The 25265-nt window shown below is 73.6% G+C and carries 26 protein-coding genes; 13 read left to right on the top strand and 13 right to left on the bottom strand.

The genetic code is table 11. The features are described 5' to 3' along the window. Positions 1 to 150: 150 nt before the first annotated feature. Positions 151 to 567, bottom strand: a complete 417-nt coding sequence (locus OG904_RS00490) for a hypothetical protein (protein WP_405486150.1) — start codon at positions 565 to 567, stop codon at positions 151 to 153. Between OG904_RS00490 and OG904_RS00495 the strand changes: the two genes are divergently transcribed. Next, entirely contained in the window at positions 559 to 1548 is a 990-nt protein-coding gene (locus tag OG904_RS00495) for an alpha/beta hydrolase (protein WP_405486152.1), read from the top strand. The genes OG904_RS00490 and OG904_RS00495 overlap by 9 nt on opposite strands. Here OG904_RS00495 and OG904_RS00500 read toward each other — a convergent pair. Continuing rightward, a complete protein-coding gene (locus OG904_RS00500) occupies positions 1526 to 2989 on the bottom strand; it encodes a carboxylesterase/lipase family protein (protein WP_405486154.1) in 1464 nt (487 codons plus the stop codon). The two genes, OG904_RS00495 and OG904_RS00500, sit on opposite strands and share 23 nt — an antisense overlap. 99 nt (positions 2990 to 3088) lie before the next feature. Here OG904_RS00500 and OG904_RS00505 point away from each other — a divergent pair, with 99 nt between their 5' ends. Both OG904_RS00505 and OG904_RS00510 read left to right on the top strand, forming a co-directional pair. After that, positions 3089 to 3481 (top strand): hypothetical protein, encoded by a 393-nt coding sequence (locus tag OG904_RS00505; RefSeq protein WP_405486156.1) that lies wholly within the window; start codon positions 3089 to 3091, stop codon positions 3479 to 3481. Between the two features lie 249 nt (positions 3482 to 3730). Continuing rightward, entirely contained in the window at positions 3731 to 4009 is a 279-nt protein-coding gene (locus OG904_RS00510) for a chaplin (RefSeq protein ID WP_405486158.1), read from the top strand. Between the two features lie 83 nt (positions 4010 to 4092). On the opposite strand, the gene OG904_RS00515 is transcribed toward OG904_RS00510, so the two are convergent. Further along, positions 4093 to 4956, bottom strand: coding sequence for a tyrosinase family protein (locus tag OG904_RS00515; protein ID WP_405486159.1), 864 nt, complete (start codon positions 4954 to 4956; stop codon positions 4093 to 4095). Positions 4957 to 4962: 6 nt separating this feature from the next. Further along, positions 4963 to 5349, bottom strand: coding sequence for a tyrosinase family oxidase copper chaperone (locus OG904_RS00520; RefSeq protein WP_405486161.1), 387 nt, complete (start codon positions 5347 to 5349; stop codon positions 4963 to 4965). A 236-nt stretch (positions 5350 to 5585) separates the two neighbouring features. Between OG904_RS00520 and OG904_RS00525 the strand changes: the two genes are divergently transcribed. Continuing rightward, positions 5586 to 6869 carry a hypothetical protein gene (locus OG904_RS00525; RefSeq protein WP_405486163.1) on the top strand — a complete coding sequence of 428 codons (1284 nt, stop codon included), beginning with the start codon at positions 5586 to 5588 and terminating at the stop codon, positions 6867 to 6869. A gap of 10 nt (positions 6870 to 6879) precedes the next feature. Here the strand turns inward: OG904_RS00525 and OG904_RS00530 are convergent, their stop codons facing one another. Continuing rightward, the gene (locus tag OG904_RS00530) at positions 6880 to 7731 is read right to left on the bottom strand and encodes a YhjD/YihY/BrkB family envelope integrity protein (RefSeq protein WP_405486165.1); all 852 of its coding nucleotides are present in this window, start codon (positions 7729 to 7731) and stop codon (positions 6880 to 6882) included. Between the two features lie 249 nt (positions 7732 to 7980). Here OG904_RS00530 and OG904_RS00535 point away from each other — a divergent pair, with 249 nt between their 5' ends. From OG904_RS00535 to OG904_RS00550, 4 genes are all read left to right on the top strand, one after another. After that, positions 7981 to 9207 (top strand): DUF2254 family protein, encoded by a 1227-nt coding sequence (locus tag OG904_RS00535; protein ID WP_405486167.1) that lies wholly within the window; start codon positions 7981 to 7983, stop codon positions 9205 to 9207. Beyond that, positions 9197 to 9907: a GAP family protein gene (locus tag OG904_RS00540; protein ID WP_405486169.1), complete on the top strand. Its 711-nt coding sequence runs from the start codon at positions 9197 to 9199 to the stop codon at positions 9905 to 9907. The genes OG904_RS00535 and OG904_RS00540 overlap by 11 nt, the downstream gene beginning before the upstream one ends. Positions 9908 to 10119: 212 nt before the next feature. After that, entirely contained in the window at positions 10120 to 10686 is a 567-nt protein-coding gene (locus OG904_RS00545; RefSeq protein ID WP_405486171.1) for a potassium channel family protein, read from the top strand. Positions 10687 to 10753: 67 nt separating this feature from the next. Continuing rightward, positions 10754 to 12106 carry a chloride channel protein gene (locus tag OG904_RS00550; protein ID WP_405486173.1) on the top strand — a complete coding sequence of 451 codons (1353 nt, stop codon included), beginning with the start codon at positions 10754 to 10756 and terminating at the stop codon, positions 12104 to 12106. 76 nt (positions 12107 to 12182) lie between these two features. On the opposite strand, the gene OG904_RS00555 is transcribed toward OG904_RS00550, so the two are convergent. The 4 genes from OG904_RS00555 to OG904_RS00570 all read right to left on the bottom strand — a co-directional run bounded on the left by OG904_RS00555 (position 12183) and on the right by OG904_RS00570 (position 16327). Continuing rightward, positions 12183 to 12794: a trimeric intracellular cation channel family protein gene (locus OG904_RS00555; RefSeq protein ID WP_405486175.1), complete on the bottom strand. Its 612-nt coding sequence runs from the start codon at positions 12792 to 12794 to the stop codon at positions 12183 to 12185. 223 nt (positions 12795 to 13017) lie between these two features. Next, a complete protein-coding gene (locus OG904_RS00560; RefSeq protein ID WP_405486177.1) occupies positions 13018 to 14136 on the bottom strand; it encodes an acyl-CoA dehydrogenase family protein in 1119 nt (372 codons plus the stop codon). Then, the gene (locus OG904_RS00565) at positions 14133 to 15326 is read right to left on the bottom strand and encodes an acyl-CoA dehydrogenase family protein (RefSeq protein ID WP_405486179.1); all 1194 of its coding nucleotides are present in this window, start codon (positions 15324 to 15326) and stop codon (positions 14133 to 14135) included. The genes OG904_RS00560 and OG904_RS00565 overlap by 4 nt, the downstream gene beginning before the upstream one ends. Next, positions 15323 to 16327, bottom strand: coding sequence for an NADPH:quinone oxidoreductase family protein (locus OG904_RS00570; protein ID WP_405486181.1), 1005 nt, complete (start codon positions 16325 to 16327; stop codon positions 15323 to 15325). The genes OG904_RS00565 and OG904_RS00570 overlap by 4 nt, the downstream gene beginning before the upstream one ends. Before the next feature lie 232 nt (positions 16328 to 16559). Between OG904_RS00570 and OG904_RS00575 the strand changes: the two genes are divergently transcribed. The 3 genes from OG904_RS00575 (at position 16560) to OG904_RS00585 (ending at position 19279) form a co-directional block, all read left to right on the top strand. Beyond that, positions 16560 to 17672, top strand: coding sequence for a hypothetical protein (locus tag OG904_RS00575; RefSeq protein ID WP_405486183.1), 1113 nt, complete (start codon positions 16560 to 16562; stop codon positions 17670 to 17672). Positions 17673 to 17733: 61 nt separating this feature from the next. After that, complete coding sequence (locus tag OG904_RS00580) at positions 17734 to 18633, top strand: SDR family oxidoreductase (RefSeq protein ID WP_405486185.1); 900 nt, start codon at positions 17734 to 17736, stop codon at positions 18631 to 18633. 43 nt (positions 18634 to 18676) lie between these two features. Then, entirely contained in the window at positions 18677 to 19279 is a 603-nt protein-coding gene (locus OG904_RS00585) for a TetR/AcrR family transcriptional regulator (protein WP_405486187.1), read from the top strand. Positions 19280 to 19304: 25 nt separating this feature from the next. On the opposite strand, the gene OG904_RS00590 is transcribed toward OG904_RS00585, so the two are convergent. Then, positions 19305 to 20138 carry an enoyl-CoA hydratase/isomerase family protein gene (locus tag OG904_RS00590; RefSeq protein WP_405486189.1) on the bottom strand — a complete coding sequence of 278 codons (834 nt, stop codon included), beginning with the start codon at positions 20136 to 20138 and terminating at the stop codon, positions 19305 to 19307. 23 nt (positions 20139 to 20161) lie between these two features. Then, the gene (locus OG904_RS00595; protein ID WP_405486191.1) at positions 20162 to 20926 is read right to left on the bottom strand and encodes a PIG-L deacetylase family protein; all 765 of its coding nucleotides are present in this window, start codon (positions 20924 to 20926) and stop codon (positions 20162 to 20164) included. 18 nt (positions 20927 to 20944) lie between these two features. Between OG904_RS00595 and OG904_RS00600 the strand changes: the two genes are divergently transcribed. Both OG904_RS00600 and OG904_RS00605 read left to right on the top strand, forming a co-directional pair. After that, positions 20945 to 21817, top strand: coding sequence for an MBL fold metallo-hydrolase (locus OG904_RS00600; protein ID WP_405486193.1), 873 nt, complete (start codon positions 20945 to 20947; stop codon positions 21815 to 21817). Positions 21818 to 22072: 255 nt separating this feature from the next. Next, complete coding sequence (locus OG904_RS00605) at positions 22073 to 22504, top strand: DUF3887 domain-containing protein (RefSeq protein ID WP_405486195.1); 432 nt, start codon at positions 22073 to 22075, stop codon at positions 22502 to 22504. 12 nt (positions 22505 to 22516) lie between these two features. Here OG904_RS00605 and OG904_RS00610 read toward each other — a convergent pair whose 3' ends face one another. Both OG904_RS00610 and OG904_RS00615 read right to left on the bottom strand, forming a co-directional pair. Beyond that, positions 22517 to 23830 carry an alpha/beta fold hydrolase gene (locus OG904_RS00610; protein ID WP_405497674.1) on the bottom strand — a complete coding sequence of 438 codons (1314 nt, stop codon included), beginning with the start codon at positions 23828 to 23830 and terminating at the stop codon, positions 22517 to 22519. A gap of 336 nt (positions 23831 to 24166) precedes the next feature. Continuing rightward, positions 24167 to 25252: an S-(hydroxymethyl)mycothiol dehydrogenase gene (locus OG904_RS00615; RefSeq protein WP_405486197.1), complete on the bottom strand. Its 1086-nt coding sequence runs from the start codon at positions 25250 to 25252 to the stop codon at positions 24167 to 24169. Positions 25253 to 25265 lie beyond the last annotated feature (13 nt).

Raw genomic sequence — 25265 nt, forward strand, 5'->3', positions numbered from 1 at the left:
TTCGCGTCGGGCAACGTCCTTCTCAGCGGAACACCAAGAGACGTAAAAATCGGGAACCCGCAACCACGTACGCTCATCTTTCGATCGAAAGCAGTCCCACCCCGCCCCAACGGGGCAGCACCAGCCGGAGAGCAACCCCTCATGTCGCACTCACCCGACGGACAGCAGCAGCCGTACCGGTCGGAAGGGCCCTACCAGCAGCAGCCTCCCTACGGCGATCCGTACGGTCAGCAGCACGCACAGCAGTACGGGCAGCAATACGGGCAGCAATCCGGGCAGCAGCGGGCCCAGCAGTACGGGCAGCCGCACGCACAGCCCCACGGAGAGCAGTACGGGCAGTACGGACAGCAACGCGGCCGGCAGCAGGACGAGCAGCACCAGTACGGGCAGCAGCAGTACGGGCAGCACCAGTACGAGCAGCAGCACACGCAGCCGTACGAGCAGTCCTACGGGGAGCCGTACCAGCAGCCCCAGGAGGTGCGGCGGCCGTCCCGGGTCCGGCGGTGGGTGATCGCGGGTGCCTCCGTGCTGGCGCTCGCGGGTGTCGCGGCACTCGTGATGAACCACTACGAAATACCGCCCTTCACCGACAAGGGCGAGGCCGTCTCCTTCGGGCAGCCGCCCGCCGGCTCCGCCGGTGGCGGCAACGGCGGTGCGGCCGCCAAGCCTCCGGCGAACTCGAAGATGTCGATGCCGACCGGGCCGCAGGCCGACTTCAAGAACTCGATGACGCTGCCCGACGGTACGCACGTCGCCGTCACCACGCTGGACGGCAAGAAGTCCGGCTTCAAGGGCAAGGTCTGGGTCTGGGCTCCCAAGGAGTACAACGACCCGAAGTTCGCCAAGAGCGGTTTCCCGGTCATGATCGCCCTGCCCGGCGGCGCCGGTTACCCGAACAACTACTGGATGGGCACCGACCTGGGGCTCCAGACCAGCATCAGCAAGTGGTACAGCGAGGGCAAGAGCAAGCCCTTCATCCTGGCCATGCCGGTGCTGAACCCGGCGCCGGACGACAAGGGCATCTACTGGGACGCATCCGACATTCCGGGCCAGCCCAAGATGGGCACCTGGCTGACCGACGACGTCCCGGACCTGATGCGGGCGAACTTCCGCACGGTCAAGTCGCGCGACGGCTGGGCCTACATGGGCTCCTCCACCGGCGGCTTCGCCAGCCTGAAGGCCGTGCTGAAGTACCCCGAGAAGTTCAAGGCCGCCATCTGCTCCGGTCCCGACATCGTCCCCGACTCCTCGCTGTGGAAGGGCCACGACAAGGAGAAGGCGGAGAACAACCCCGAGCTGCTGGCCAAGGAGCTGATCGACAAGAAGGGCCCGGACGTCTACCTGGCCTTCCAGGTCGGGACCAACGAGAGCAACAAGAACACCCTGCCGAACGTGCAGAAGTTCATCGCCACGTACGGCAAGGGGCCGGTCCACACCGAGTTGAGGGTCATCCAGGGCGGCCAGCACAACGCCAAGACCTATGTGCCCAACATGGGTGAGGGGCCGATCCAGTTCATCAGCAAGGTCATGGAAGGACCCGTGGAGTAACCGGCCGCGGTTCCTCCAGCCCCGGTCCGCCGAACACCCTCGGCGGGCCGCTGCCGTTCCAGGGGGCCCAGCCGGGATCCCCCTCCACGGCGAAGCGCACCCAGGCCGTGTGCATCTCGGCGGCCAGTTCCTGCGGGGCGCCCGGCCCGGCCAGCCAGGATGCCTCGGGCACGTCCAGGGTGTCGAAGACGAAGCCCAGCTCCAGCGCGTGGCAGGATCCGAGGCCCGCCACCCCGGACGGCCAGGCGAACTCGTACACGAAGGCCGGCTCGGTGCGCCCGGCCGCCGTGGCCAGGGCGCGCAGCGGATCGCGCAGCAGCCGGTCGGTGAGCAGGTGGCCGAGGAGATCGGCCGGGCCCGCGCCGGGCCGCTCGGCACGCAGCGCCCGTACGGCGGCCCGGTCCTTGCCGCTGCGGATCCGGCCCAGGGCCACGGACAGCGGGCCCAGCCGGTCCAGCAGCCGCACGGCCCCGGTCGGGGCCAGCCAGAGCCGGTGCTCCTCGGCGGTCCAGCCCAGCAGCAGCGGGACGTCGGTGGCGGCCGCCGCCTCGAGCGGATCCTGCGGCAGCGTGTCCGGGTCGGTGACCAGGCCGCAGGCGGGGCCGCCGACCAGCGGTGAGGAGCGGCGCAGTACGGTCGCCTGGGCGGCGAGCAGGTCGGGCAGCGCGACCCCGGTGAACGCCTCGGCGGTGGCCGGCACCTTGAGCAGCGAGGCCATCCGCCGGACCATGGCGCGCACCCGGTCCCGCGGCAGCGCCTCGGGTGCGCCGCTCTGCAGGACCGCCCGGTGGAAGAGGCCGGCGGCGCGGGGTGCGGCGAGCAGGGCGCCGGTGCTGATGGCCCCGGCGGACTCGCCGAAGACGGTGACCCGGCCGGGGTCGCCGCCGAAGGCCGCGATGTTCTCCCGCACCCAGGTCAGGGCGGCGATCTGGTCGAGCAGGCCGCGGTTGGCGGGGGCGTCGGGGAAGAGCCCGTAGCCGAGGACGCCCAGGCGGTAGTTGACGGAGACGAGCACGACGCCGTCGCGGGCGAAGGCTGAGCCGTCGTAGACGGGCACCGCCGAGGAGCCCCGGGTGAGGGCGCCGCCGTGGATCCACACCATGACCGGAAGCCGGGCCCCCGGCCGCGGCCGCGGGGTCCAGACGTTGAGGTTCAGGCAGTCGTCCCCGGGGATCTCCGGATCGGGCAGCAGCGCGGCGAAGGCCTCGGGGTAGGGCACCTTGGGCGCGGTGGGGCCGTACGCACCCGCGTCCCGTACGCCGTCCCACGCCCCGGGAGGCCCTGGCGCGGCGAACCGGCGGGCGCCGACGGGCGGGGCGGCGTAGGGGACGCCCCGGAAGACGGCGGTGCCGCCCGGTCCGGTCCTGCCCTCGACCACGCCGTACTCCGTACGGACCCGGGGGCGGTCCGGATCCCGGTCCTCGCCGGCCGCTGTGGCCATCGACCCTCCTCTTCCGCGCACCGTCGGTCGCACGGTCGCACAGGCGTGCACCGGGTGACAAGGCGTGACCCCGGCCGGGGCGGGCCGGGTTGGGCGGGCATGCGATCCCTCACTCTCCACCCCGCCCTCCGCAGTCTCGTCCGGGCCGGATCGGTCCCCGTCCTGCTGCTCGTGGCGGCGGCCGGGCCGCTGGCCGCCGCCTCCGCGCACGCGGCCGACGGCCCCACCGCGGCCCTCGGGACCCCGTCGTCCGTGGGGCCCGCCTTCCAGTACCTGGGCACCGACGACCGGCCGCACGGCGTCGCCTCCCCCAAGGGCTGCGTGGACGCGCGGGGCGGTGGCGGGCGGGCGGTGACGAACAAGACCCGGGGACGGGTGGCGCTGTACCGGGAGCCGGGCTGCGCGGGCACCCCGGTGGAGGTCCTGCGGCCGGGCGCCGTCATGCCGGTGCGCCCGTACTTCGCCTCCGCGCGCTTCGGGAGCGCCACGTAGTTCCGGAGGCGCGGCGTTCCGGAGGCGCGGCGCTCCGGAGGTACCGCGCTCCGGAAGTGCCGCGCTCCGTAGGTACCGCGTTCGAGCGGGTGCGGCGTCCAGAAGGGTGCCGCGTTCGAGCAGAAGCGGGTTTCAGGATCACCGGCGGCCCAGCGGCCGTGACCCTTGGGCGCTCCCCGCGTTGTATGCCATGTCGAACGCCGCGGGTTCTTTCCCCGCGGTTCCCCCGTTTCACTCGAGGAGATCTTGATGTCGCGTATCGCGAAGGCATTCGTCATCACCGCTGCCGCCGGTAGCGCCCTGGCCGCTGGTGCGGGTCTGGCGGCTGCCGACGCCGGAGCGCACGGCGCGGCGGCCAACTCCCCCGGTGTCCTCTCGGGCAACCTGCTCCAGGTCCCGGTGCACGTCCCGGTCAACGTCTGCGGCAACACCGTCAACGTGGTCGGCCTGCTGAACCCGGCGTTCGGCAACACCTGCGTCAACGCGTCGGGTGGCGAGCACCACACCGAGGGCAACTACGGCGGCTGATCGCCCGGTGACCCGAAGGGCCCCCGCCTCCCGGCGGGGGCCCTTCCCCGTGCCCGGCGCGCCCGTCGGCCGCGCCCGGCCGCTCATTCGTAGCGGTAGGAACCCTGGTGGCCGAGCATCTCGCGCGGGGTGACGTCCCACGGCGGCATCGGCTCGTCCAGGGCGATCACCCGGCCGCGCTGGAGGTCGCCGGGGGCGAGCGGGGCGGCGGGCAGGTAGCCGGATCCGGCGTGCTTCTGCTGCCAGCGGTCCCAGAGCAGGTCCACGAAGGCGTGGTGCAGCCAGAACGCCGGGTCGTTGGGTGCCGTGCCGCCCGTCATGTGGCCGCCGATCCACTGGTGCACCTTGTTGTGGTTGCGCCACTTCTCGCTCTTGGGGGCGGCCCAGCCCTCCAGTTTGTTGCGGAAGCCGCCGCGCGCCGCGGTCGAGTCCCAGGGCGAGCTGTCGTACGTCGGGTCGTCGATCGCCCACTGGAGCTCGGCCGGGGTCGGCAGGCTGATCGGGTTCTGCGGCCGGCCCAGGTTCCGGGTCAGGAAGCGGGCCTCGGTGATGCCCACGGTGACCGTCCAGTTGCCCTTCTCGTAGGCGAACGGGCCGGTCATGACCTGGCGGTCGCTCTCGCGGCCGGTCCCGCCGAGGAAGTCCTCCGCCCACAGCGAGGAGACGGGGCTGTTGTCGGTGGTCCAGTCCCAGTACGGGATGCTCACGCCGGGGTCGACGTTCTGCAGCTGCCGCTCGAACTCCAGCAGGTAGCGCCGGTGCCAGGGGAAGAAGGACGGGGACATGTGCCCGACGCGCAGTTTGCGGTCGCGGTCGGGGACGAAGTACTTGTCGTGGGTGCGCACGAACGCGTCGTAGGTGCCGTTGCGCTTGAGCTCGATGACGGCCGCCGTGAAGCGCTTCTTCTGTGCGCTGGTGAGGTTCTTCTGGTTCTGCCGGATGTACACGGCGTACTACTCCTGTCCCCCGTGGTGCGCGGCCGCGAACGCCAGCTGGTTGGTGCCCAGCTCGTCCACCGCGGCGCGGGCCAGCTCCAGCGGGGTCTCGTAGGACTGGAAGTGGTTGATCCCGCTGAGGTAGCTGCCGTCGGCGCGGCGCATGACGTGCAGGGGACGGCCGTCGATGCGGACGGCCCCTGCCGGGCCGACGGCGATGTGCCGGCCGCGGTACGTCTCCTCGCCGCCCGGGGCGAGCGGGGCCGGGGTGAGGGTCTGCCGCGGACGGCGGGCGCGCAGTACGGGGGCCAGTGCCGCGGCCGTGCCGGCGAACACGGCCGCGGTGAAAGCCGTACGGAGGACCGCGCGGCGGGTGAGTGGTGCGGCGGCGGGTGCTGCGGACATACGGTCTCCCTCGCTCGGTGGCCGGTGCCTACGGGTCTAACGCGGCACGGCGGACGAGGTCACCGGGCGGACCCGTCACGAGCCGCCGCGACCCGCCACGAGCCACCGCGGGCCACCACGACCCGGCACGCGGCGGATCACACGGTGGGCGCAGCTGAACGCGCAGATCCGGCCTCGGCATGTGTCCCATGGGACGGAAGCGGGTTTCCCGTCCGTCGTTCGTTCCCGGGAGCGCCATGAGTCTGCCGTCCGAGCCGCTCGACGAGCCGTCCGCACCGGGTCGGACGGGAGGGTCGCGCGCCGCGCGGACGGCGATGAGCTCGGTCTCGGCCGTGGTGATCACGCTCACGTGCCTCCTCGTGCCGATCTCCCTGCTCACGGTCTGGGTGCACGACATCGTGCTGGACACCGGCCGCTACGTGTCCACGGTCTCCCCGCTCGCCTCGGATCCGGCGATCGAGGCGGCAGCCGTCCACCGCATCACCGAGGCGGCCGACGTCCGGGTCGACGGCGCCCGGGTCACCTCGGACCTGGCGAAGTGGCTGGAGGCCCAGGGGCTGCCGCCCCGCGTCGGAACGGCCGTCAAGGCGCTGGGACCGCAGCTGGACTCGGCCGCGGACGCGGCCGTCTCCAAGGTGGCGACCCGGTTCGTGGAGAGCGACCGCTTCGAGACGGTCTGGACCACCGCCAACCGGGCCGCGCACTCCGCGGTGGTGCAGGCGCTGACCGGTGAGGGCCGCGGCGCGGTGGGAGTCGAGGGGGGCACCGTCACCCTCGATGTCGGCGCCGCCGTGGAGAGCGTCAAGGAGGAGCTCGTGAAGGCCGGCCTGTCCCCGGCCGAGAAGATCCCCGAGGTCGACAAGCAGATGGTGCTCTTCCAGTCCGACAAGCTGCAGAAGATCAGGGGCGCGGTCCACCTGCTCGACGTGGCCGGCAACTGGCTGCCCGTGCTCACCGTGGTCCTCGGGGCCGTCGGAGTGCTGCTCGCCCGGCGCCGTCGCCGGGCCCTGGTCACCGTGACGCTCGGCGCGGCCGCCGCCTGTCTCGTCTTCGCCATCGGGCTGGCCGTCGTCCGCCACTACTACCTCGGCCACCTCCCGGCGCAGGTCCAGTCACCGGAGGCGGCAGCGGCGGTCTTCGACACCCTGGTGCGGTTCCTGCGGGTCAGCATCCGGACCGCGCTGGTCCTCGGGGTCGTCGTGGCCCTCGGCGCCTACCTCTCCGGCGCCGGCCGCCTGCCGCGCGGTGTGCGCGGCCGCGCCGAGCGCGCGGCCGACTCCGCCGCCGCGTGGGGCGCCGCCCACGGAGTGCGCACCGGGAGCACCGGTACCTGGGTGCAGGCCCACCGCCGGCCGCTCACCACCGGCGCGCTGCTCGTACTGGCGCTCGTGTTCGCGCTGTGGAACCACCCGACGGTCCTCACCGTCCTGCTGCTGGTCATCGTCCTGCTCGCCGTGCTCGCCGTCCTCTCCCTGCTGGCGGCCGGGGGCCGCGCCTCCGGCCGGGCCGGACAGCGGTAGCCCCGTGAGGTCACGGTGCCGGGGGGTCCTCGGGCGTGCCGAGCCAGCCCGCCGGGAGCGGCTCGTGGGCCACCACGTACCCGACGGCGATGGCGAGGGTGATGACGAGGAAGAACCCGATGAGCCAGGACAGCAGGACGAAGACCGAGCCGAGGCTGCCGAACTGCTGCATGCTGCGCTCGACGGCGACGGGCATGTAGACCCGCGACGCGACGGTCAGGAGCTGCTCCCCGACCCCCGCCAGCAGCGCACCGGGCAGCAGCGGCAGCCACGGGATGCGGGCGCCGAGCAGCAGGTGCTGCGTCCACCACCACAGCAGTGTTCCGCTGACGACGACGAGGGCGAAACCGGTGGCCCGGCCGGCGCCGAAGGCCGTCTGCACCAGCCCCTGGAACAGCAGGGCGACCAGCCAGACGACGAGCCAGGCCAGCCACCGCCACGCGGCGACCCGGACCTTGGCCTTGGGCAGGTGCCAAGAGCGTTCGCACGTCCTCTGCAGGGCGCGGCTGCACGCGGTCGCCGACAGCAGCGTCACCACGACCCCCACCCAGCCCGTGCTCGTGACGGCCGTGGGATCGGAGGCGGAGTACACCGACTGCACCTGGTCCAGTGCGGCGTCCTGGAGCCCCAGTGTCGTCCGGATGGAGGAGATCAGCTGGTCCTGGAGCCAGTCGGGGGCGAGGGCCGCGATGACGAAGACGGCCGGCACGGCGCCGAGGAAGGCCTGGGCGGCCAGTCTGGTCGCGCAGTCCAGGACCCTGACGGCTGCGAGCTGCTCCAGGAGCCGGCCCAGCAGCGGGGTGTGCTTGCGCATCCAGCGGGGCACGGCGCGCAGACGGGGTCCGGCCTCCGGTCCAGGCACGGTGCGACTCCTCGGGCCACGGTTCCCGGCGGCCGGCGGCCGCCCTTCCCCGAGAACAATGACGGAATTGCCCGTATCCGGCATTTCGCCACTCGGTCCCACCGCTCCCGTGGTTGCATCTTTAACCGGCGCTGCGTCCACGGGGACCGTTGAGGAGGCTGGATGTCCGGCTCGGCTGATGGCCCCGCACGCCCCGGGTCCACGCGGAGGCGTCGGCGGGGGGCGCCGTTCCACCGGCCTGCGCGCGCGGTGCGCCGGGACCTGTCCCAGCTCGTCTGCGCGGTCGCCGGGCTGGTGCTGGGGCTGCTGGTCCCGCTCCTGTCGGTGGGACCGCGGGTGGAGTCCGGACGTGTGGCGACCCTGCTGTTCACCATCGGGTTCGGCGTCATCAGCCTGGTGAGCATCATCTACTCGATGCTGTTCCTGGTCGTGCAGTTCTCCGCCAGCGCCTTCACGCCCCGTCTCGGGCTCTTCCGGGACGAGCCGATCGTCTGGCGCGCGTTCGCCTTCACCGTCGGGGTGTTCGTGTTCAGCATCACCGCGGGCCTGGCCATCGGCACGAAGCGAAACGTGTCGGTCGTCGTCCCCTTCATCGCCATGCTGCTCACTCTGGTCGCGCTCGCACTGATGCGCACGCTCCAGATGATGGCCTTCAGCTCGATCCAGCTCGCCCACTCGCTGGCCGCGATCGCCACCCGCGCGCACCAGCTGTTCGATGCGCTGTACGTACGGCCGTACGATCCGGATCCGGATCGGGGTCCGGACCCGGACCCGGATCAGGGCAAGGTCACCGCTGCACCTCCCGGGACGGCCGGCGGCGCCGCCGTCCGCTGGTCGGGACCGGCGGCCGTGCTCCAGCAGCTGGACGTCTCCGCGCTGGTCCGCGCGGCGAAGGCCCACCACTGCTCGATCACCTTCCGCGTCGCCCCGGGCCGTGCCCTGTCGCGGGGCCTGGTGCTCGCCGAGGTGACGGGCGGGCAACTGCCCGAACGGGTGCTGCTCGACTCCATGGTGACGGGGGTGGAGCGCACCTTCGACCAGGATCCGCAGCTGCCGTTCCGGCTCCTCGTCGACATGGCGCTACGGGCCCTCTCCCCGGCCGTCAACGATCCGGCGACGGCGGTGGACTGCCTGGACCGCCTGGAGGACCTCCTGCTCCACCTCGCCGACCGGGACCTGGACATCGGACACTTCACGGACGAGGAGGGCAGGGTGCGGGTGACCGTCCCGGTGCCCGACTGGGAACAGTACGTGCGCACGGCCGCCGACGACCTCGTCTTCGCCGTCGCCGGCTCCCCGATGGCACTGCGCAGAATGCGCACCCTGCTGACCAGGCTGGTGGAGCAGAGTCCGGGCGACCGTCCCGAAGTCCTGCGGGACCTGCTGCGGTGGGTCGAACGGACCGGGAGCGATGCCTATCCGCTGATCTGGGCGGGCCGGGACGGCGCTTCACAGGTGCGTGGCCATGGTGTTTGACCTGCTGGTCATCGGCCTGGTCATCACGCTCTACCCGTTGCCGGTCATGGCCTTCGTCCTGGTGCTCTCGGCGCCCCGGGGCGTCTTGAAGGGGCTCGCCTTCATCGCCGCCTGGCTCGCCTGCCTCGTTGCCGTGGTCGCCATCGTGCTCCTCCTCACCGGCGGGGAGCCGCCCGCTCCCCGTTCGCCACCCACCACGGCCGCGCTGGCCGCCAAGCTGGCCATCGGCACGGGGCTGCTGCTGTACAGCGAGCACAGGCGCCGGCGGCGGCGCGCCTCGGCCGGTGGCCCGCCGGCTGCCGGTTCCGGGACGTCCGGATCCTCCGGGACCTCCGGGACCTCGGGATCCTCCGGGACCTCCCTGACGTCCCGTATGGACCAGGCCTCCGGGTGGTCGGCGGCCACGCTCGCCGTGCTCCTCCAGCCCTGGGGAATGGTCGGTGCCGGAGCCGCCACCGTCATCGAGGCCGACCTCTCCCACCGCAGTTCGTACCTGGCCCTGCTGGCCTTCTGCGTCCTCGCCACGTCCAGCCTCCTGACCATGGAGCTGTACATGGTGTTCGCGCCCGGGAGGGCCGCGCTGGCGCTCACGAACCTCCGCGCGTGGCTGTCGGGCCACAAGGACCAGGCCATCGTCGTCACCTGCCTCGTCCTCGGACTGTGGCTCGTGAGCCGGAGCCTCTACGACCTCACGCGCTGAGCCCGGGGACTACTCGGGGGGAGGCGGTGGGGGGGCGTGGGGGCCGGAGAGCGGTCCGGGGTGCGAGTGGATCAGGCGGGTGCTGCAATGGGCGTACGGCTCCGCCCGCCGCCGGAGGCGGGAAATCGCCCGGTTCGTGTGCGAGGAGTGGTCATGGGCGGCGAGGTCGAGGACGCGGTACCGGTCGACCACCGCGGCAGGGGTCGGTGAAGGTGACGGGCCGCCCACGGTCGCTGCCCGGGCCGGGCCGTCAGGGCCTGCGCCTGCTGGCGGGACCGCTGCTCCGCTCGGCGGCCTCGGTCGTCCTCCTCACGGCGCTGTACTACCTGGCCCCGATGGACCGCGGGTTCGGCACCCTGACCCTCGTGCTGCTGGTACTCGGCCTGGCCCTCTTCGGCGGCCTGATCGCCTGGCAGATCGCCGCCATCACCCATGCGGAGCATCCGAGGCTGCGCGCCCTCGAAGCGCTGGCCACCGGCGTGCCGCTGTTCCTGGTGCTGTTCTCGGCGACGTACTTCCTGCTCTCGAAGGAGCTGCCGGATTCGTTCACGGAGCCGCTGACCCGGACCGACGCGCTGTACTTCACCGTCACGGTGTTCGCGACCGTGGGATTCGGGGACATCGCGCCCACCACTCAGGCGGCCCGTGTGCTGACGACGGCGCAGATGGCCGCCGATCTGATCGTGGTCGGAGTGATCGCCAAGGTCCTCTTCGGCGCGGTCCGGATCGGGGTGGCCAGGCGGGGGGAGGCCCCGCGGTTCCCGGAGGACGAGGCGTGACCCCCCGGCCCGACGGACGGCCCGCCCCACGGCCCGCCCCACGGTCGGCCCGAGAAGGAGGAATCCCATGACGGAGCCGCTCGCTCGATCCGACCCTACGGGCGGCGGGACGCAGCCACAGGAGGCGGAACTGCTGCGGCACATGCTCCGCCGCCCCGGCTACCTCAAGGCGCTCGCCTTCTGCGCTCTCATCGGCATCCCGGTGTCCCTCGCCGCCTTCTGGTTCCTCGTCCTGCTCCACGAACTGGAGCACGCCCTGTGGGCGGACCTCCCCCACGCCATGGGACTGGACGTCCCGCCCTGGTGGTGGCCCTTCCCCCTGCTCCTCGTCGCCGGAACCGCGGTCGGCCTGGTCGCCGCCCGCCTGCCCGGTGCGGGCGGCCACGTCCCCGCCTCCGGGCTGCACACCGGGGGCGCTTCCTCGTCCGCGCTGCCCGGCGTGCTCCTCGCGGCGGTGGCCTGTCTGCCGTTCGGCGCCGTGCTGGGGCCGGAGGGGCCGCTGATCGCCCTGGGCGGCGGCCTGGCCCTGGTGTTCCGGGACCTCGCGAAGGTGCCGGCGACCCCGCAGGGCACCGCTCTCCTGGGCGCGGCCGGAGCGGCGGCGGCCATCTCGGCCATCTTCGGCAATCCGCTGATCGCCGCCGTGCTCCTCATCGAGGTCGCGGGAGTGGGCGGGCCGCAGCTGTTCGCGGTGATGCTCCCCGCCCTGCTCTCCAGCGGAGTGGGAGCCCTCGTGTTCACCGGACTCGGCCGCTGGACCGGGCTGGCGACGGGCGACCTCTCCCTGAGGCTGCCGGCGCCGCTGCCCCGCCTGGACGCGACGGACGTGCTCTGGGCGCTGGCCATCGCCGTGGTCCTCGCCGCGGTCCTGCACCCGCTGCTGGCGGGGGCCCGGCTGATCGCCGCCTACGTCACGGCGCGACCGCTCGTACGGACCGTCCAGTGCGCCCTCGGCGCCGCGGCCTGCGCCGCCCTCTACGCGCTCGGCACCGGCCGCTCGCCCGTGGACGTCGCCTCATCCGGTCAGTCCACCCTCGCCGCACTGGCCGCCGACCCGCACGCGTGGGGTGTCGGCGCGCTGCTCGCCGTCCTCCTGTTCAAGGGCGCCGCGTACACGCTCTGCCTCGGCAGCCTGCGGGGCGGCCCCGTCTTCCCGGGGCTCTTCCTCGGCGCCGCGGCGGGCGTCCTGCTCTCGCCCCTGCCGGGTCTGGGTGTCGTACCGGCGATGGCGGCGGGCATGGCGGCGGCCTCGGCCATCACGCTGCGGCTGCCGGTGAGCAGCGTGGTGCTCGTGGTCCTGCTCCTGGGCAGCTCCGCCATGATGCCCGTGGTGATCCTGGCGGCCGTGGTCGCCTTCGTCATCACCGAGCTGCTGCCGCCCGGGCCGGCGGCGGCAAAGGACCGAGCGGCCGCGGCGTAGGCCCTGGGTGGCCGCGGCGTAGGCCCGGGGCGGCCGCCGGGTGTGCTGTCGGCGCTGGAAAGCGCTGCCGCGGCGGTCAGCCCGTGACGCGCTGGAGCCGGGGCAGGTGCAGATCGCGGAAGACCGCCGTCATGCGCAGGCCGAAGACCAGGGCGGCGGACACGGCGGTGTTGGCGGTGTCCGGGGCACCGGCCCAGTGCAGGCCGAGGTAGCAGAGCGCCCCGGCGAGCGCGGCCGTCGCGTACACCTCTTCGCGCAGCAGCAGCGGCGGGAACTCCCCGCAGAGCACGTCACGGACGACCTCGCCGGTGACGCCCGTCAGGACGGCGAGGATGAGCACGGCGACGGGGGTGACGTGTGCGTCGATCGCGGCGCGGGCGCCGATCACGGTGACCACGGAGAGACCGACGGCGTCGACGACCATGAGGGTGCGGTGCGGGAGCTCCCAGCGGCGCAGGTAGAGCATGGTGGCGACGGCGACGGACCCTATGAGGACGAGCAGCAGCCAGTCGTGCGTCCAGTAGAGGGGGTGCCGGTCGAGGATGAGGTCGCGCAGGGTCCCCCCGGAGATGCTGGCCGCGAAGGCGAGGACGAGCCCGCCGAAGGGGTCCATGTTGGCGCGGTGCGCGGCGAGGACGCCGGAGGCGGCGAAGGCGGCGATGCCGAGGAGGTAGAGGGCGTGCAGCATGGCGCGGCTCCCTTCGCGGGGCGGGGTCGTCGGGGGAACCCGCCAAGGTTGCCGCAGCCAGCCTGCGGGCCGCATCGGCCGTTCGGCCGGTTCCCCGGCGCGGCCGCGCGGCCGCGGGGCGGCCGCTGCGCGGGCGGAGTCCCCTGCCCTCCCTTCCACCGTTCCCCGGGCTCCGCCCCGGACCCCGCGCCCCGAACGCCCGCGGGGCTGGAACTCCCGGCCCCTACGGAGCCGGGAGTTCCGCGAAGTCGGCGACCAGGCCGCGGTGGTGGCCGGCCGTGCCCAGGGCCAGGGAGTCGGACTTGGCCCGCTTGAGGTAGAGGTGGGCCGGGTGTTCCCAGGTCATGCCGATGCCGCCGTGGAGCTGGACGCACTCCTCGGCCGCCCGGACCGCCACGCCCGAGCAGTAGGCCTGGGCCACGGCCACCGTGAGCGGCGCGTCGGCCGCGCCGGTGGCGAGGGCGTCGGCGGCGGCTCGGGCCGCCGCGCGGGCGGAGGCCACGTCCAGCCAGAGCCGTGCGAGGCGGTGCTTGAGGGCCTGGAAGGAGCCCAGCGGCCGGTTGAACTGGTGGCGGGTGCGCAGGTGGGCCACTGTTTCCGTCAGGCACCACTCGGCGATCCCGAGCTGTTCCGAGGCGAGCAGTCCGGCGCCGGAGAGCAGTGCTCCGGCGATGGCCGCGCGGGCGGTGGCCGGGTCGGCGAGCAGGGTTCCGGCGGCGCCGTCGAGGGTGACGGTGGCCAGCGGCCGGGTCAGGTCCAGGGCGACGACCGGGGTGATCCGGGCGTCGGCCGCCGGGACGGCGTGGAGCCCGGTGTCGGCGAGGACCAGCAGTACGTCGGCGGCCACCGCGTCCGCGACGGAGGTGACGGTACCGCTCAGCGCGCCGTCCCCGGAGTCGTGGACCGGCTGCGGCAGCGGGGCTCCGGGGGCCAGGGTCAGCGGGAGTGCGGGCACGCAGATCCGGCGGCCCGCCGCGGGCTCCCGTAGGAGATCGGCGGCCCGCGTGCTGTCGCAGCCGAGCAGGATCTCCGTCGCGAGGACCGCGCTCGTGAGGTACGGGACCGGCGCCGCGGCCCGGCCGAGCTCCTCCAGGACCACGGCCGCCTCCCGGTGGCTCGCCCCCTGTCCGCCCAGTTTCTCCGGTACGAGGAGTCCCGCCGCGCCGATGTCGGCGGCGAGGATCCGCCACAGTTCGGGGTCGTGCGGGCGGCCGCCCTCGATCCGGGCGAGGATGCCCGCGGCATCGCAGCGGTCGGCGAGCAGGGACCGTACGGCCGTGCGGAGTTCCTCCTCCGCCTCGGAATACAGCAGGTCCAGGGGGGCGGCGCTCGGAGCGGTCATCGAGCCAGGTCCTTCCATGCGAGGTCCTTGTCGTCGCGCGGTTCGGCGGGCAGGCCGAGGACGCGTTCGGCGACGATGTTGAGGAGGATTTCGCTGGTGCCGCCCTCGATGCTGTTGCCCTTGGCGCGCAGGTAGCGGTAGCCGGCGTCGCGGCCGGTGAAGTCGACGGTCTCGGGGCGGCGCAGGGTCCAGTCCCCGTACAGCAGGCCCTCCTCGCCGAGGAGTTCCACCTCCAGGCCGCTGATCTCCTGGTTGAGCCGGGCGAAGGAGAGCTTCATCCCGGAGCCCTCGGGGCCGGGCTGGCCGGCGACGAGCTGCTGGCGCAGCCGCTCCCCGGTGAGCCGGGCGACCTCGGCCTCCACCCACAGTTCCAGCATCCGCTGGTGCAGGGCGTGCGTGCGCAGCTCCGGCCGTTCGCGCCAGGCGGCGGCGACCGGGGCGATCATGCCGCCCTCGCGCGGGATCCGCATGCCGCCGATGGAGACGCGCTCGTTCATCAGGGTGGTGCGGGCCACGGCCCAGCCCTGGCCGACCTCGCCGAGGCGGTGGGCGTCGGGGATCCGGACGCCGGTGAGGAAGACCTCGTTGAACTCGGCCTCGCCGGTGATCTGGCGCAGCGGACGCACCTCCACGCCGGGGGCGGTCATATCGCACAGGAAGTACGTGATGCCCTGGTGCTTGGGCAGTGCGGGATCGGTGCGGGCGATCAGGATGGCCCAGCGGGCGGTGTGGGCGCTGGAGGTCCACACCTTCTGGCCGTCCACCACCCAGTCCTCGCCATCGCGCACCGCGCGGGTACCGAGGGCGGCCAGGTCGGAGCCGGCGCCGGGCTCGCTGAAGAGCTGGCACCAGACCTCCTCCCCGATCCACAGCGGACGCAGGAAGCGCCGCTTCTGCTCCTCGGTGCCGTACGCGAGGATCGTGGGCGCGGCCATGCCGAGGCCGATGCCGATCCGGCGCGGGTCGTTGTCGGGGGCTCCGGCCGCCTCCAGCTCGGAGTCCACGACGGCCTGGAGGGAGCGGGGGGCGCCGAGTCCGCCGAGGCCCTCGGGGTAGTGCACCCAGGCGAGTCCGGCGTCGAAGCGGGCCCGCAGGAACTCCGCGCGTGCGGTGCCCGTCGGCGGGTGCGCGGCGAGCAGTTCCCGTACGCGTACCAGCAGTTCGGCGGCGGTGACCGCGGCGGCCGTCATCGGGGGCCGCCGTCCGCGGTGGTGGAGCCGGACGGTGCCGCGTCCAGGGCCGGTACGACGACCACCCGGCCGGTCGTGGTCCCGTCGGCGAGGCGTTGCACGGCGTCCGCGGCCGCGGCGAGCGGGACCCGTTCGCTGACCAGCGGTTTGATGGCGCCTTCGGCCGCGAGCCGGGTGAGCTCGGCGTGGCAGGCGGCGATCGCCGCCGGGTCCTTGGCGGCGTAGAGGCCCCAGTGCAGGCCCAGGATCGCGTAGTTCTTGACGAGGGCGTGATTGAGCGCGGGGGCGGGGATGGTGCCGCTCGCGAAGCCGACGAGGACGATGCGGCCCTCGAAGGCCACGCATTTGGCGGAGGCGGCGTAGGCCCCGCCGCCGACCGGGTCGTAGACGACGTCTGCGCCGCGCCCCTCGGTGAACTCCTTGACGCGGGCGACCACGTCCTCGGCGGTGCGGTCGATGACCAGGTCGCAGCCGAGCTCCTCGGCGGTGCGCACCTTGGCCTTGCCGCCGACGACCCCGATCACGGTGGCCCCGGCGGCCCTGCCGAGCTGGACGGCGGCGCTGCCGACCCCGCCGGCGGCGGCGTGCACGAGGAGGGTTTCGCCGGGCTGGAGCCGGGCCCGGCGGTGCAGGCCGAACCAGCCCGTCTGGTAGCCGATGTGCAGGGCGGCCGCTTCGGCGTCGTCGAGCGTGTCGGGGGCGGGGAGCAGTGCGCGCGCGGAGGCGGTGACGTACTCGGCGAAACCGCCGTGCGGCAGGCTCGGGTTGGCGATGACGCGGCGGCCGTCGTCGGTCAGGCCGCAGATCTCCACGCCGGGGGTGAAGGGCAGCGGCGGGCGGATCTGGTACTGGCCGCGCACGAGCAGCGCGTCGGGGAAGTTGACGTTGGCGGCGAGCACCCTGAGCCTCACCTCGCCCTCGCCGGGAACGGGTTCGGGAACCTCTTCGAGGCTCATGGCCTCGCGGGGCTCGCCGGGGGTGTGTACTCGCCATGCCTGCATCCGGGGCCTCCAGCCGCCGACGGGGAACCACGCCTCGCGGCATACTAAGCGGTCGCTTGCATCGCTGGGAACCGGTGGGCCCGACGGGAAATCCCGCCGGATGGACCGGACCGACGCACTCCGGAACCACCTGTCGCAAAATCAGCCACTTCCCGCACCCTTTCGGGCAGCATGTGGCGTGCACGTGTCATGACTTAACGGGGAACAGCACATGTCCATGGGGGACAAGCACATGAGAAGAAGCATGCCCGCGGCCGGAGCCGTCATCGTCCTTGCGGGTCTGGTCACCGCGGCCGGCCCGGCCGTGGCCGCCGAGGCGAAGTGCACGCCGAAGATACAGGTGTTGGGGCACCTGGCGCCCGACACCTACGTGCCGGACACGATGCCGACCCAGGGCGTCCTGGACCTCGGCACGGGCAACCTCGCCGTCGGCGTCTCCGGCGGCAAGCCGGTGTACTGGACCGGCACCACGCTCCACCGGGTCCCGCTGCACGACGCGACCCTGACCGGCGAGGTGATCGCCGTCAACAGCGGCGGGCTGATGGTGGGCCGGGTGAACGGCGAGAACGGCTACCTGTTCACCTACCGGGCCGGGAACGCGGCGCCCACCCCGCTGCCGGGGACCGGCTGGCCGGACATCGAGGCCGACGTCAACGACGCCGGATACGTCACCTCCCTCACCGTGCAGGGGGTCGCCACCGTCTGGAAGGACGGCCAGAAGGTGCGGGAGCTCCGGCTGCCCGCGGACAGCGGTCCCGGGACCCGGATCAAGATGATCACGGCCATCAACACCGCGGGCGACATCCTGGGGCTGGCGGAGCAGGACTACGAGGTGCCCGAGACGGGCGAGCACAAGTTGGGGAACTACCCGCTGGTGTGGCCCGCGGACGGTTCGCCCGCCCGGGCCCTGGCCCCCAGCGGCCAGGACAGCTACGTGCAGGACATGGACGACAGCGGCCGGGTCACCGGCTACGACTGGCTCGGCCCCGCGCACCAGTACAGGCCGTTCGTCTGGACCCCGCCGTACACCGGCCCCGCCTCCTCCCCCGGCGTGCTGAACACCCACCCGTACGGCACTTTCGAGGCGATCAGCCGGACGACCAACGTGAGCGTGGGCACCGCCAAGTTCCACCCGGAATCGCAGACCCTGCCCGACCAGGCACAGCTGTGGCCCGGCTCCGGTCCGGTGCTCGCCCTGCCCCGGCTCTCGCCGAACGGCGCCAGCACGGCGGAAGCGGTCTCCGACCGCGACCGCGTCGGCGGCTCGGCCGTGAACGCGAAGGGCAGGCTCCGGCCGGTGATCTGGACCTGCGCGAGCAAGCAGGCGTACCTGCCGAAGAAGTAGCCGGCGGCGGGCGGCGTCCCGGCCATGGCGATCTGAGCGTCCGCACGCTATCGATGGCCGCATGGAGAACCCCATGCGCGGTCTGCCCGCGCCGCCGCCACTCGGCTCCGCCGCCCTGCCGCCCGGCACGTTCACCGCTCAGGTGGTGCTCGTGACGGGCGGCGGGACCGGTCTGGGCAAAGCCATCGCCACCGAGTTCGCACGGCTCGGCGCGGACCTGGTGATCGCCGGGCGCCGGATCGAGCAGCTCAAAGCGGCTCAGGAGGAACTGACGGCCGTACCCGGCGCGGGCCGGGTGACGGCCGCCGTCTGCGACATCCGGGACCCCGAGCGGGTCGCCGAGGTCTTCGACGCGGCCGGGGCGGCCTTCGGCCGGGTACCGGACGTGCTGGTCAACAACGCGGCCGCCAACTTCCCCTGTCCCGCGGAGGACCTGTCCCCCAACGCCTGGCGGGCGGTGGTCGACATCACCCTGACCGGCACCTGGTTCGTGACCCGCGAGTTCGGCCGCCGCCACCTCGCCGCGGGCAGCGCAGGGTCCATCGTGAACATCGGCGCCTCGTACGCCTGGACGGGCGGGCCCGGCTACGCCCACAGCGCCGCCGCCAAGGCCGGGGTGAAGAACCTCGTGGAGACGCTCGCCGTCGAGTGGGGCCCCTACGGCATCCAGATCAACGGGCTGGTCCCCGGACTGGTCCCGCACGCGGACATGACCGAGGACATCCGCGGCGGCCTGGACCGGGCCGCCCCGGACGGCAAGGACGCCAGACAGCCCGCCCTGCGGGTCGGCGCCCCGCGCGAACTGGGCTGGGCCGCCACCTTCCTGGCCTCGCCGTACGCCCGCTTCATCACCGGGCACACCCTGGTGGTGGACGGCGCGAACTGGCAGCGCCGCTCCCTCGTCAACCCCGAAGTGGTCCCGGTGCGCGATCAGTTGGGCCGGGGTCCGTTCACCCCGTGACAGGTGTGGCACATTGGCCCCACCCATCCCAGGAGGTGTTGCGGTGAGCACGGCGAGTACGGGCCGCCCGTCGTTGACGCAGCGGCGCAGGGAGGCCACGTGGTACGAGATCGCGGAGGCCGCGGCCGCGCTGTTCTCGGAGCGGGGGTACGAGGCCACGACGGTCGACGACATCGCGCGGGCGGCCGGGATCTCACTGCGCACCTTCTACCGGTACTGCCCGACCAAGGAGGACGCGCTGACCCCGGTCCTGACCGCCGGGGTGGCCACGCTGGTCGAGGAGCTCGCGCTGCGGCCCGCCGCGGAGCCGCTCACCGAGGCGGTCCAGGCCGCCTTCACCATCGCGACGGCGGGTGCGCGCTACGAGGAACCGGGCCAGACGGTGCGCCTGATCCAGGTGATGAGCCGGGTCCCGGAGATCCGGCTGCGCTGGCTCGCGGCCGCCCGGGCGATGCAGGACCGCCTGGTGCCGGTGCTCGCGCGGCGCACGGGGCGCCCGGCGGCCGCCCTGGAAACCCGCCTGCTGGCGGCCGTCCTCATCGACGCGGTCACCGTGGCCCTCGAACACTGGGCCGCCGAGGGCGGCCACGACCGCCTGCCCGAGGTCTGCGCCAGGGCCCTGGCCCTGCTTCGCCTGGAGGAGTGACCGGACCCGCCGGAGGTCCGACGGCCTAGCCCCCGGTGAAGTGCGGGGGCCGGCGGGCCGCCTTGGCGGTGTAGCCCTCCCGGGAGTCCTCGGAGGTCAGGGTCAGGGCCGCCGTCATCGCGACGCGGTCCAGGGCCGCGGGCAGGGCGGCATCGGCGTAGGAGTCGATCGCGCGCTTGATGCCCTGGACCGCCAGGGGGGCGTTGGCCGCGATCTCCGCCGCGAGCGCGCGTGCGGTCGGCTCCAACTCCTGTGGCGGGACGACCTGCTGGACCAGGTTCAGCCGCTCGGCCGTCCGCGCGTCGATGCGACGGCCGGTCAGGGCGAGGAACTTGGCCCAGCCGGCCCCCGCCTCCCGGGCGATGCGCAGATCGCCGCCCGCATCCACCGCCACGCCCAACTGCGCCTCGGGCAGGGCGAAGACGGCGTCGTCCGCCGCCACCCGGATGTCGGCCAGCAGGGCCAGCTCGAAGCCGAAGCCCAGGCAGTAGCCCTGCACGGCCGCCACGACCGGCTGCGGCAGCCGGGCCAGCACCGCGAAGCGTTCGTGGACCCAGCGGATGCCCTCGTAGTAGTTGCGGTTGCGCTCGGCCGCCGAGCCGCCCGTGATCGCCCCGCCCGGGGCCGTCACGTCGATGCCCGCGCAGAACGCCCGGCCCTCGGCCCGCAGCAGGACCACCCGTACCGCCGGGTCGAAGCGGATCCGGTCCGCCAGCAGTCCCAGCTGGCGCGTGGACTCCCAGCTCCAGCCGTTGAGCTTCTCCGGCCGGCAGAGGGTGAGTTCCGCGATCCCGTCCGCGACCTCCAGACGGATCCGTTCCTCGCCCTCCGCGATCTCCGTGCTGATGGTGTCGATCACGGCGACACCTTAGGGCGCACCGCTCAACGCGGGAAGACCTCGAAGGGCACCGCCGGGCGGCCGCCGAACCGGGCCGCCGCCTGCTGGGCGTTGCCCGTCAGGAAGGTGCGTACGTACGTCTCGGGGTCCTCGTCCGTCAGGGCCGCGATGTACGCCTTGTGTTCCATCAGCGATCTCACCGAACGCTCCAGGCCGGGACCGGCGTCGGCCGCGTGCGTGGGCGTCGTGGTGCCGGACACCGCGACCCAGCGCACCCCGTTCCACGGCTCCAGCCCCTGTTCCGCGATGAGTTCGGGGAAGATCCACCGGTTGCCCGCGTCGCCCGCCGCGTCCAGGACGGCCCGGCCGACCGCCTTGTGGTCGGGGGTGTTCCAGTATCCGCCGCCCCCGGCGCCGCCCCACGTGTCGCGGTGGTTCATGGTGACGACCAGCTCGGGGCGGTGGCGGCGGATGGCGGCCGCGATGTCCCGGCGCAGGCCGAGGCCGTACTCGACGACGCCGTCGCGGTGGTCGAGGAACTCCACCGCTGACACCCCGACGACGGCCGCGCTCGCGCGCTGCTCCGCCTCGCGCAGCGGGGCGCATTCGGCCGGGTCGATGGTGTCGATGCCCGCCTCGCCGCGCGTGGCGAGCAGGTAGACGACCTCGCGGCCGCCGTCCGTCCAGTCCGCGATGGCCGCCGCGCAGCCGTACTCCAGGTCATCGGGGTGCGCCACGACCGCCAGGGCACGCTGCCAGTCGGTGGGCATCGGTTCCAAGGGCGCGGGCCCGTCCAGTCGTTCGCTCATGCATCGCACAATAGGCGAATGGACGGACACGGGCTCGTGGTGGCCCTGCTCGACGCCACCGGGTCGTTCTTCGAGCCCGCGGCCACGGCGTTCCCCGGGGCGGGCGCCGCCGCCTGGGTCCGGGCCGCCCGCGTGGACCCGGGCGCGGCCGGGCCGGACGGCTCCTGGCGGCTGGACTTCCGGTGCTTCGCCGTGTCCCGGCCGGGCGGCCGCTGGGTGCTGATCGACGCGGGGGTCGGCCCGGCGCAGGGGCCCGCGGCCGGCTGGGCCCCGGTCCCGGGCCGGTTGCCCGCCGCGCTCGCGGAGGCCGGGATCGCCCCGGCCGACGTGGAGGCGGTGGTCCTGACCCACCTGCACGAGGACCACACCGGCTGGACGCTCGACGCGGCGGGCCGGCCGTTCTTCCCGGCCGCGCGGTACCTCGTACAGGGTGCGGAGGTTGCGGCCCTGGACCGGGCGGACCCGGTGTGGGACTGGACGGTGGCCCCGCTGCGGGCCTCCGGCCAGCTCCAGGAGGTGACCGGGGTGCACCGGCTGGCCCCCGGGCTCACCCTGCTGCCGACGCCCGGGCACACCCCGGGCCACCAGTCGGTCCTGGTGGAGGGCGCGGGCGGCCCGGGTTGCGGGGACCGGGACGTCCTGGTCACCGGTGACGTCCTGGTCCACGCGGTGCAGCTGGCCGATCCGGCGATCCCGTACTCCCACGAACGCGACCGGGCCGCCGCCCGGGCCTCCCGCGAGGAGGCCCTGGCCCTCGCGGTGCGCCGGGGCGCCCTGCTGGCCACCGCCCACCTGACCCGGGCCTTCGTGGAACCGTCCGTACCGGCGGCTGAGGACCTCGGGCACCTGCCGCAGCCGACGTGCGACCCCCATCCGGGCGCCCTAGCATGAAGGGTGGCGTTCCAGGTGAATCGGGAGACCCAAGGCAAACCCTCCCGACCTCCCGACCTCCCGACCTCCCGACCTCCCGACCTCCCGACCTCCCGACCTCCCAGCCCCCACCCCCACCCCCACCCCAGCCTCTCGAACGGGAGAAGGGGAGAAGGGGAGAAGGGGAAGACCATGGCCCTGCAGTCCGGCAGACACACGACGCGCGGCGGGAACGGGAAGCGACGGCGGCGGTTCGTTCGGATCGTGCCCGCGGCCGTGCTCGTTTCCGGTGCCGTCCTCCTGACGAACGGTTCCCCCGCGGGCCCCGCGCAGGTGCGCGGCCCCGCGGCGGTCATGGCCCCGGCCGCGATGGCGGTCCCGGCCCCGGCCGATGACAAGCAGCTCGCTCTCGACGTGCTCGACGAAGTGGTGCGGGGTGACTTCACCGCCGTCTCGGGCCGGTTCGACGAGACGCTGCGCCACCCGGCGCCCGCGGAGCTCCTCGCGCGGTCCTGGAAGGAGTACCAGGAGGAGTTCGGGGCCTACCGATCACACGGGGAGCCCCAGCAGGTCGCGTCCGTCCAGGGAACCGTGGTCAACGTGCCGCTGCACATGGCGAAGGAGCCCGGAGAGTTCCGCGTCACCTTCAACGAGGAGGGGCACCTCACCGGTCTGTTCTTCCTCCGCACGGGCATACCGGTCCCGTAACTCCCCCGGGGATCAGGCCTCGTCCCGTACGAGGGCCAGCAGCCGGTCCAGGACGCGCGGGCCGCCCGCGCGGACGCCGTCGTGTTCGAACTCGTCCGTCACCCAGGTCTTCAGCCCCCGGACGGCGCGGGCCGTGGCCAGGGAGTGCCCGGTGTCGACGTACATGTCGTCGTGGTAGACGGCGGCGGCCACCGGCACCTTGTTGGCGGCGAGCCGCGCCCGGTCGTACAAGGGCGTCCAGCCGGTGCGGGCCACCAGCAGTTCGGCGGTCTCGCGCAGCGGGGCGAGCGCCGGGTCGCCGGTGAAGTGCCAGGGGTGGATGGTCTCACCGGTGAAGTACAGCGGCTCCTCGCCCGCGAGGGTCCTCGCGGCGTCGAAGCGCGGGTGGTCCGCGCGGACCCGTTCGGCGGCCCAGCCGATGGGGGCGCCCGGGTCCTGGACGTAGATCGCCTCGTGCATCAGGGCATAGAGCGGGTGTCCGGCGAAGGAGAGCTGGGCGTGGACCGCCTCCAGGAAGGCGTCGGACAGGGCGGGCCCGGCCCCGGTGGGGACGAAGGCGCCCTCCAGCAGGTAGTGCAGCTGGTGGCTGCCGTCCGAGACGCCGAGCATGAGGCCCAGGGACTGGAAGGCTTCGACCGTCAGCCGGTATCCGCCGGGGAGCTCGGCCGGGTGCTCGGCGAGGTGGGCGGCGATGCGGCGGGCCCGTTCCACGTCCATGGGGTAGCGGGCGTAGTGCGCCCGGTTCTTGCGCTCCATGCGGGGGTACGCGGCTTCGTACACCTCGGCCGCGCTCGCGTCGAGGGAGGGCAGCCCGCCGGTGATGAGGGCCGCGGTCAGTCCCTCGGGGGCGGCGCCGAGGTAGTGGGTGACGCAGAAGCCGCCGAAGCTCTGGCCGAGGACCGTCCAGGGAGCGCCCCCGGTGAGGAGGGGACGGATGGTCTCGGCGTCGCGCACGATGGAGTCGGCGCGGAAGTGGGTGAGGTACTCGGCCTGCCGCGCGGGGCCGCCGCGCAGCGGCAGGGTCTGCCGGTTGACCGGGGAGGAGCGGCCGGTGCCGCGCTGGTCGAGGAGCAGCACCCGGTACTCGGACAGGGCCCGCTCCAGCCAGGCCTGCCGGCCGATGAACCGGCGGGCACCGAAGCCGGGTCCGCCCTCCAGGTAGAGCAGCCAGGGCAGGGACGCGGGGTCCTTCCCGGTGGCGACCAGTTCCCGTGCGTACAGGTCGATCCGCTCGCCATCGGGGCGGGCGTGGTCGAGCGGCACGCTGAAGTGGTGGTCGGTGAGTACGACGCCGGGCTGGCGGTAGCTGCCGGCGGCGGAGGTCACGGTGGGCACGGGGGTCACGAGGGTCCCTGGGGGTCGACACGGTGGGTGTGTGCGCGTCAGCCGTCCCGGGGCCGGTGGGTGGTGGCGGCCCGGGGCGACGGGCCGGGCCGAGTTTACGCGAGGCCCCCGGGAGGGGGCGGGCCCGCGGGGCGGCCGCGCGGGCCCCGAGCGGACCGGGTCACGGGCCGGTCCAGCCGGCGTCACGGGCCGGTCGGCCCGCGTCACATTCCGGTCGGCCGGCGTCGCGGCTCGGTCCGGCCGGCGTCGCGGCCCCGGCCGGCCCCGTCACATCCCGGCCGGCCCCGTCACATCCCGGCCGGCCCCGTCACATCCCGGTCAGAACTCGACCACCGAGCGGAGCACCTCGCCGCGCTCCATGCGCTCGAAGGCCGCTTCGACGCCGTCCAGGGCGATCCGCTCGGAGACGAACGCGTCCAGGTCGAGGCGCCCCTGCAGGTAGAGGTCGATGAGCAGCGGGAAGTCCCGCTCGGGCAGGCAGTCCCCGTACCAGGAGGACTTCAGGGCGCCACCGCGCCCGAAGACGTCCAGCAGCGGGAGTTCGAGCCGCATCTCCGGCGTCGGGACGCCGACCAGGACCACCGTGCCGGCCAGGTCGCGCGCGTAGAACGCCTGCCGGTACGTCTCGGGGCGGCCGACGGCCTCGATGACCACGTCGGCGCCGTTGCCTCCGGTGAGTTCCTGGATGGCCTTGACCACGTCCTCGGTGCCACCGTTGACGGTGTGCGTGGCGCCGAGGCCCCGCGCCCACTCCAGCTTCCGGTCGTCCAGGTCAACCGCGATGATCCGCGAGGCTCCGGCCAGCCGGGCGCCGGCGACGGCGGCGTTGCCCACTCCCCCGCAGCCGATGACGGCGACGGAGTCGCCGCGCCCGACGTTGCCGGTGTTCAGGGCGGCGCCGAGGCCGGCCATCACCCCGCAGCCGAGCAGTCCGGCGGCGGCCGGCGAGGCGGCCGGGTCCACCTTGGTGCACTGGCCGGCGGCGACCAGGGTCTTCTCGGCGAAGGCGCCGATGCCCAGGGCCGGGGAGAGCGGGGTGCCGTCCTCCAGGGTCATGGGCTGGGTGGCGTTGTGCGTGTCGAAGCAGTACCACGGGCGGCCGCGCTTGCAGGCCCGACAGTTTCCGCACACCGCGCGCCAGTTGAGGACGACGAAGTCGCCGGGGGCCACGGAGGTGACGTCCGGGCCGACCGATTCGACGATCCCGGCTGCCTCGTGGCCGAGCAGGAAGGGGTACTCGTCGTTGATGCCGCCCTCCCGGTAGTGCAGGTCGGTGTGGCAGACCCCGCAGGCCTGGACCCGTACGAGCGCCTCGCCGGGGCCCGGATCGGGCACGAGGATCGTCGTGGTCTCCACCGGTGCGCCCTTGCTCCGGGCGATGACCCCTCGTACGCGATGCGTCACGTGCTACCCCGAT

The sequence above is a fragment of the Streptomyces sp. NBC_00096 genome (assembly GCF_045041305.1).
Classification (GTDB): Bacteria; Actinomycetota; Actinomycetes; order Streptomycetales; family Streptomycetaceae; genus Streptomyces.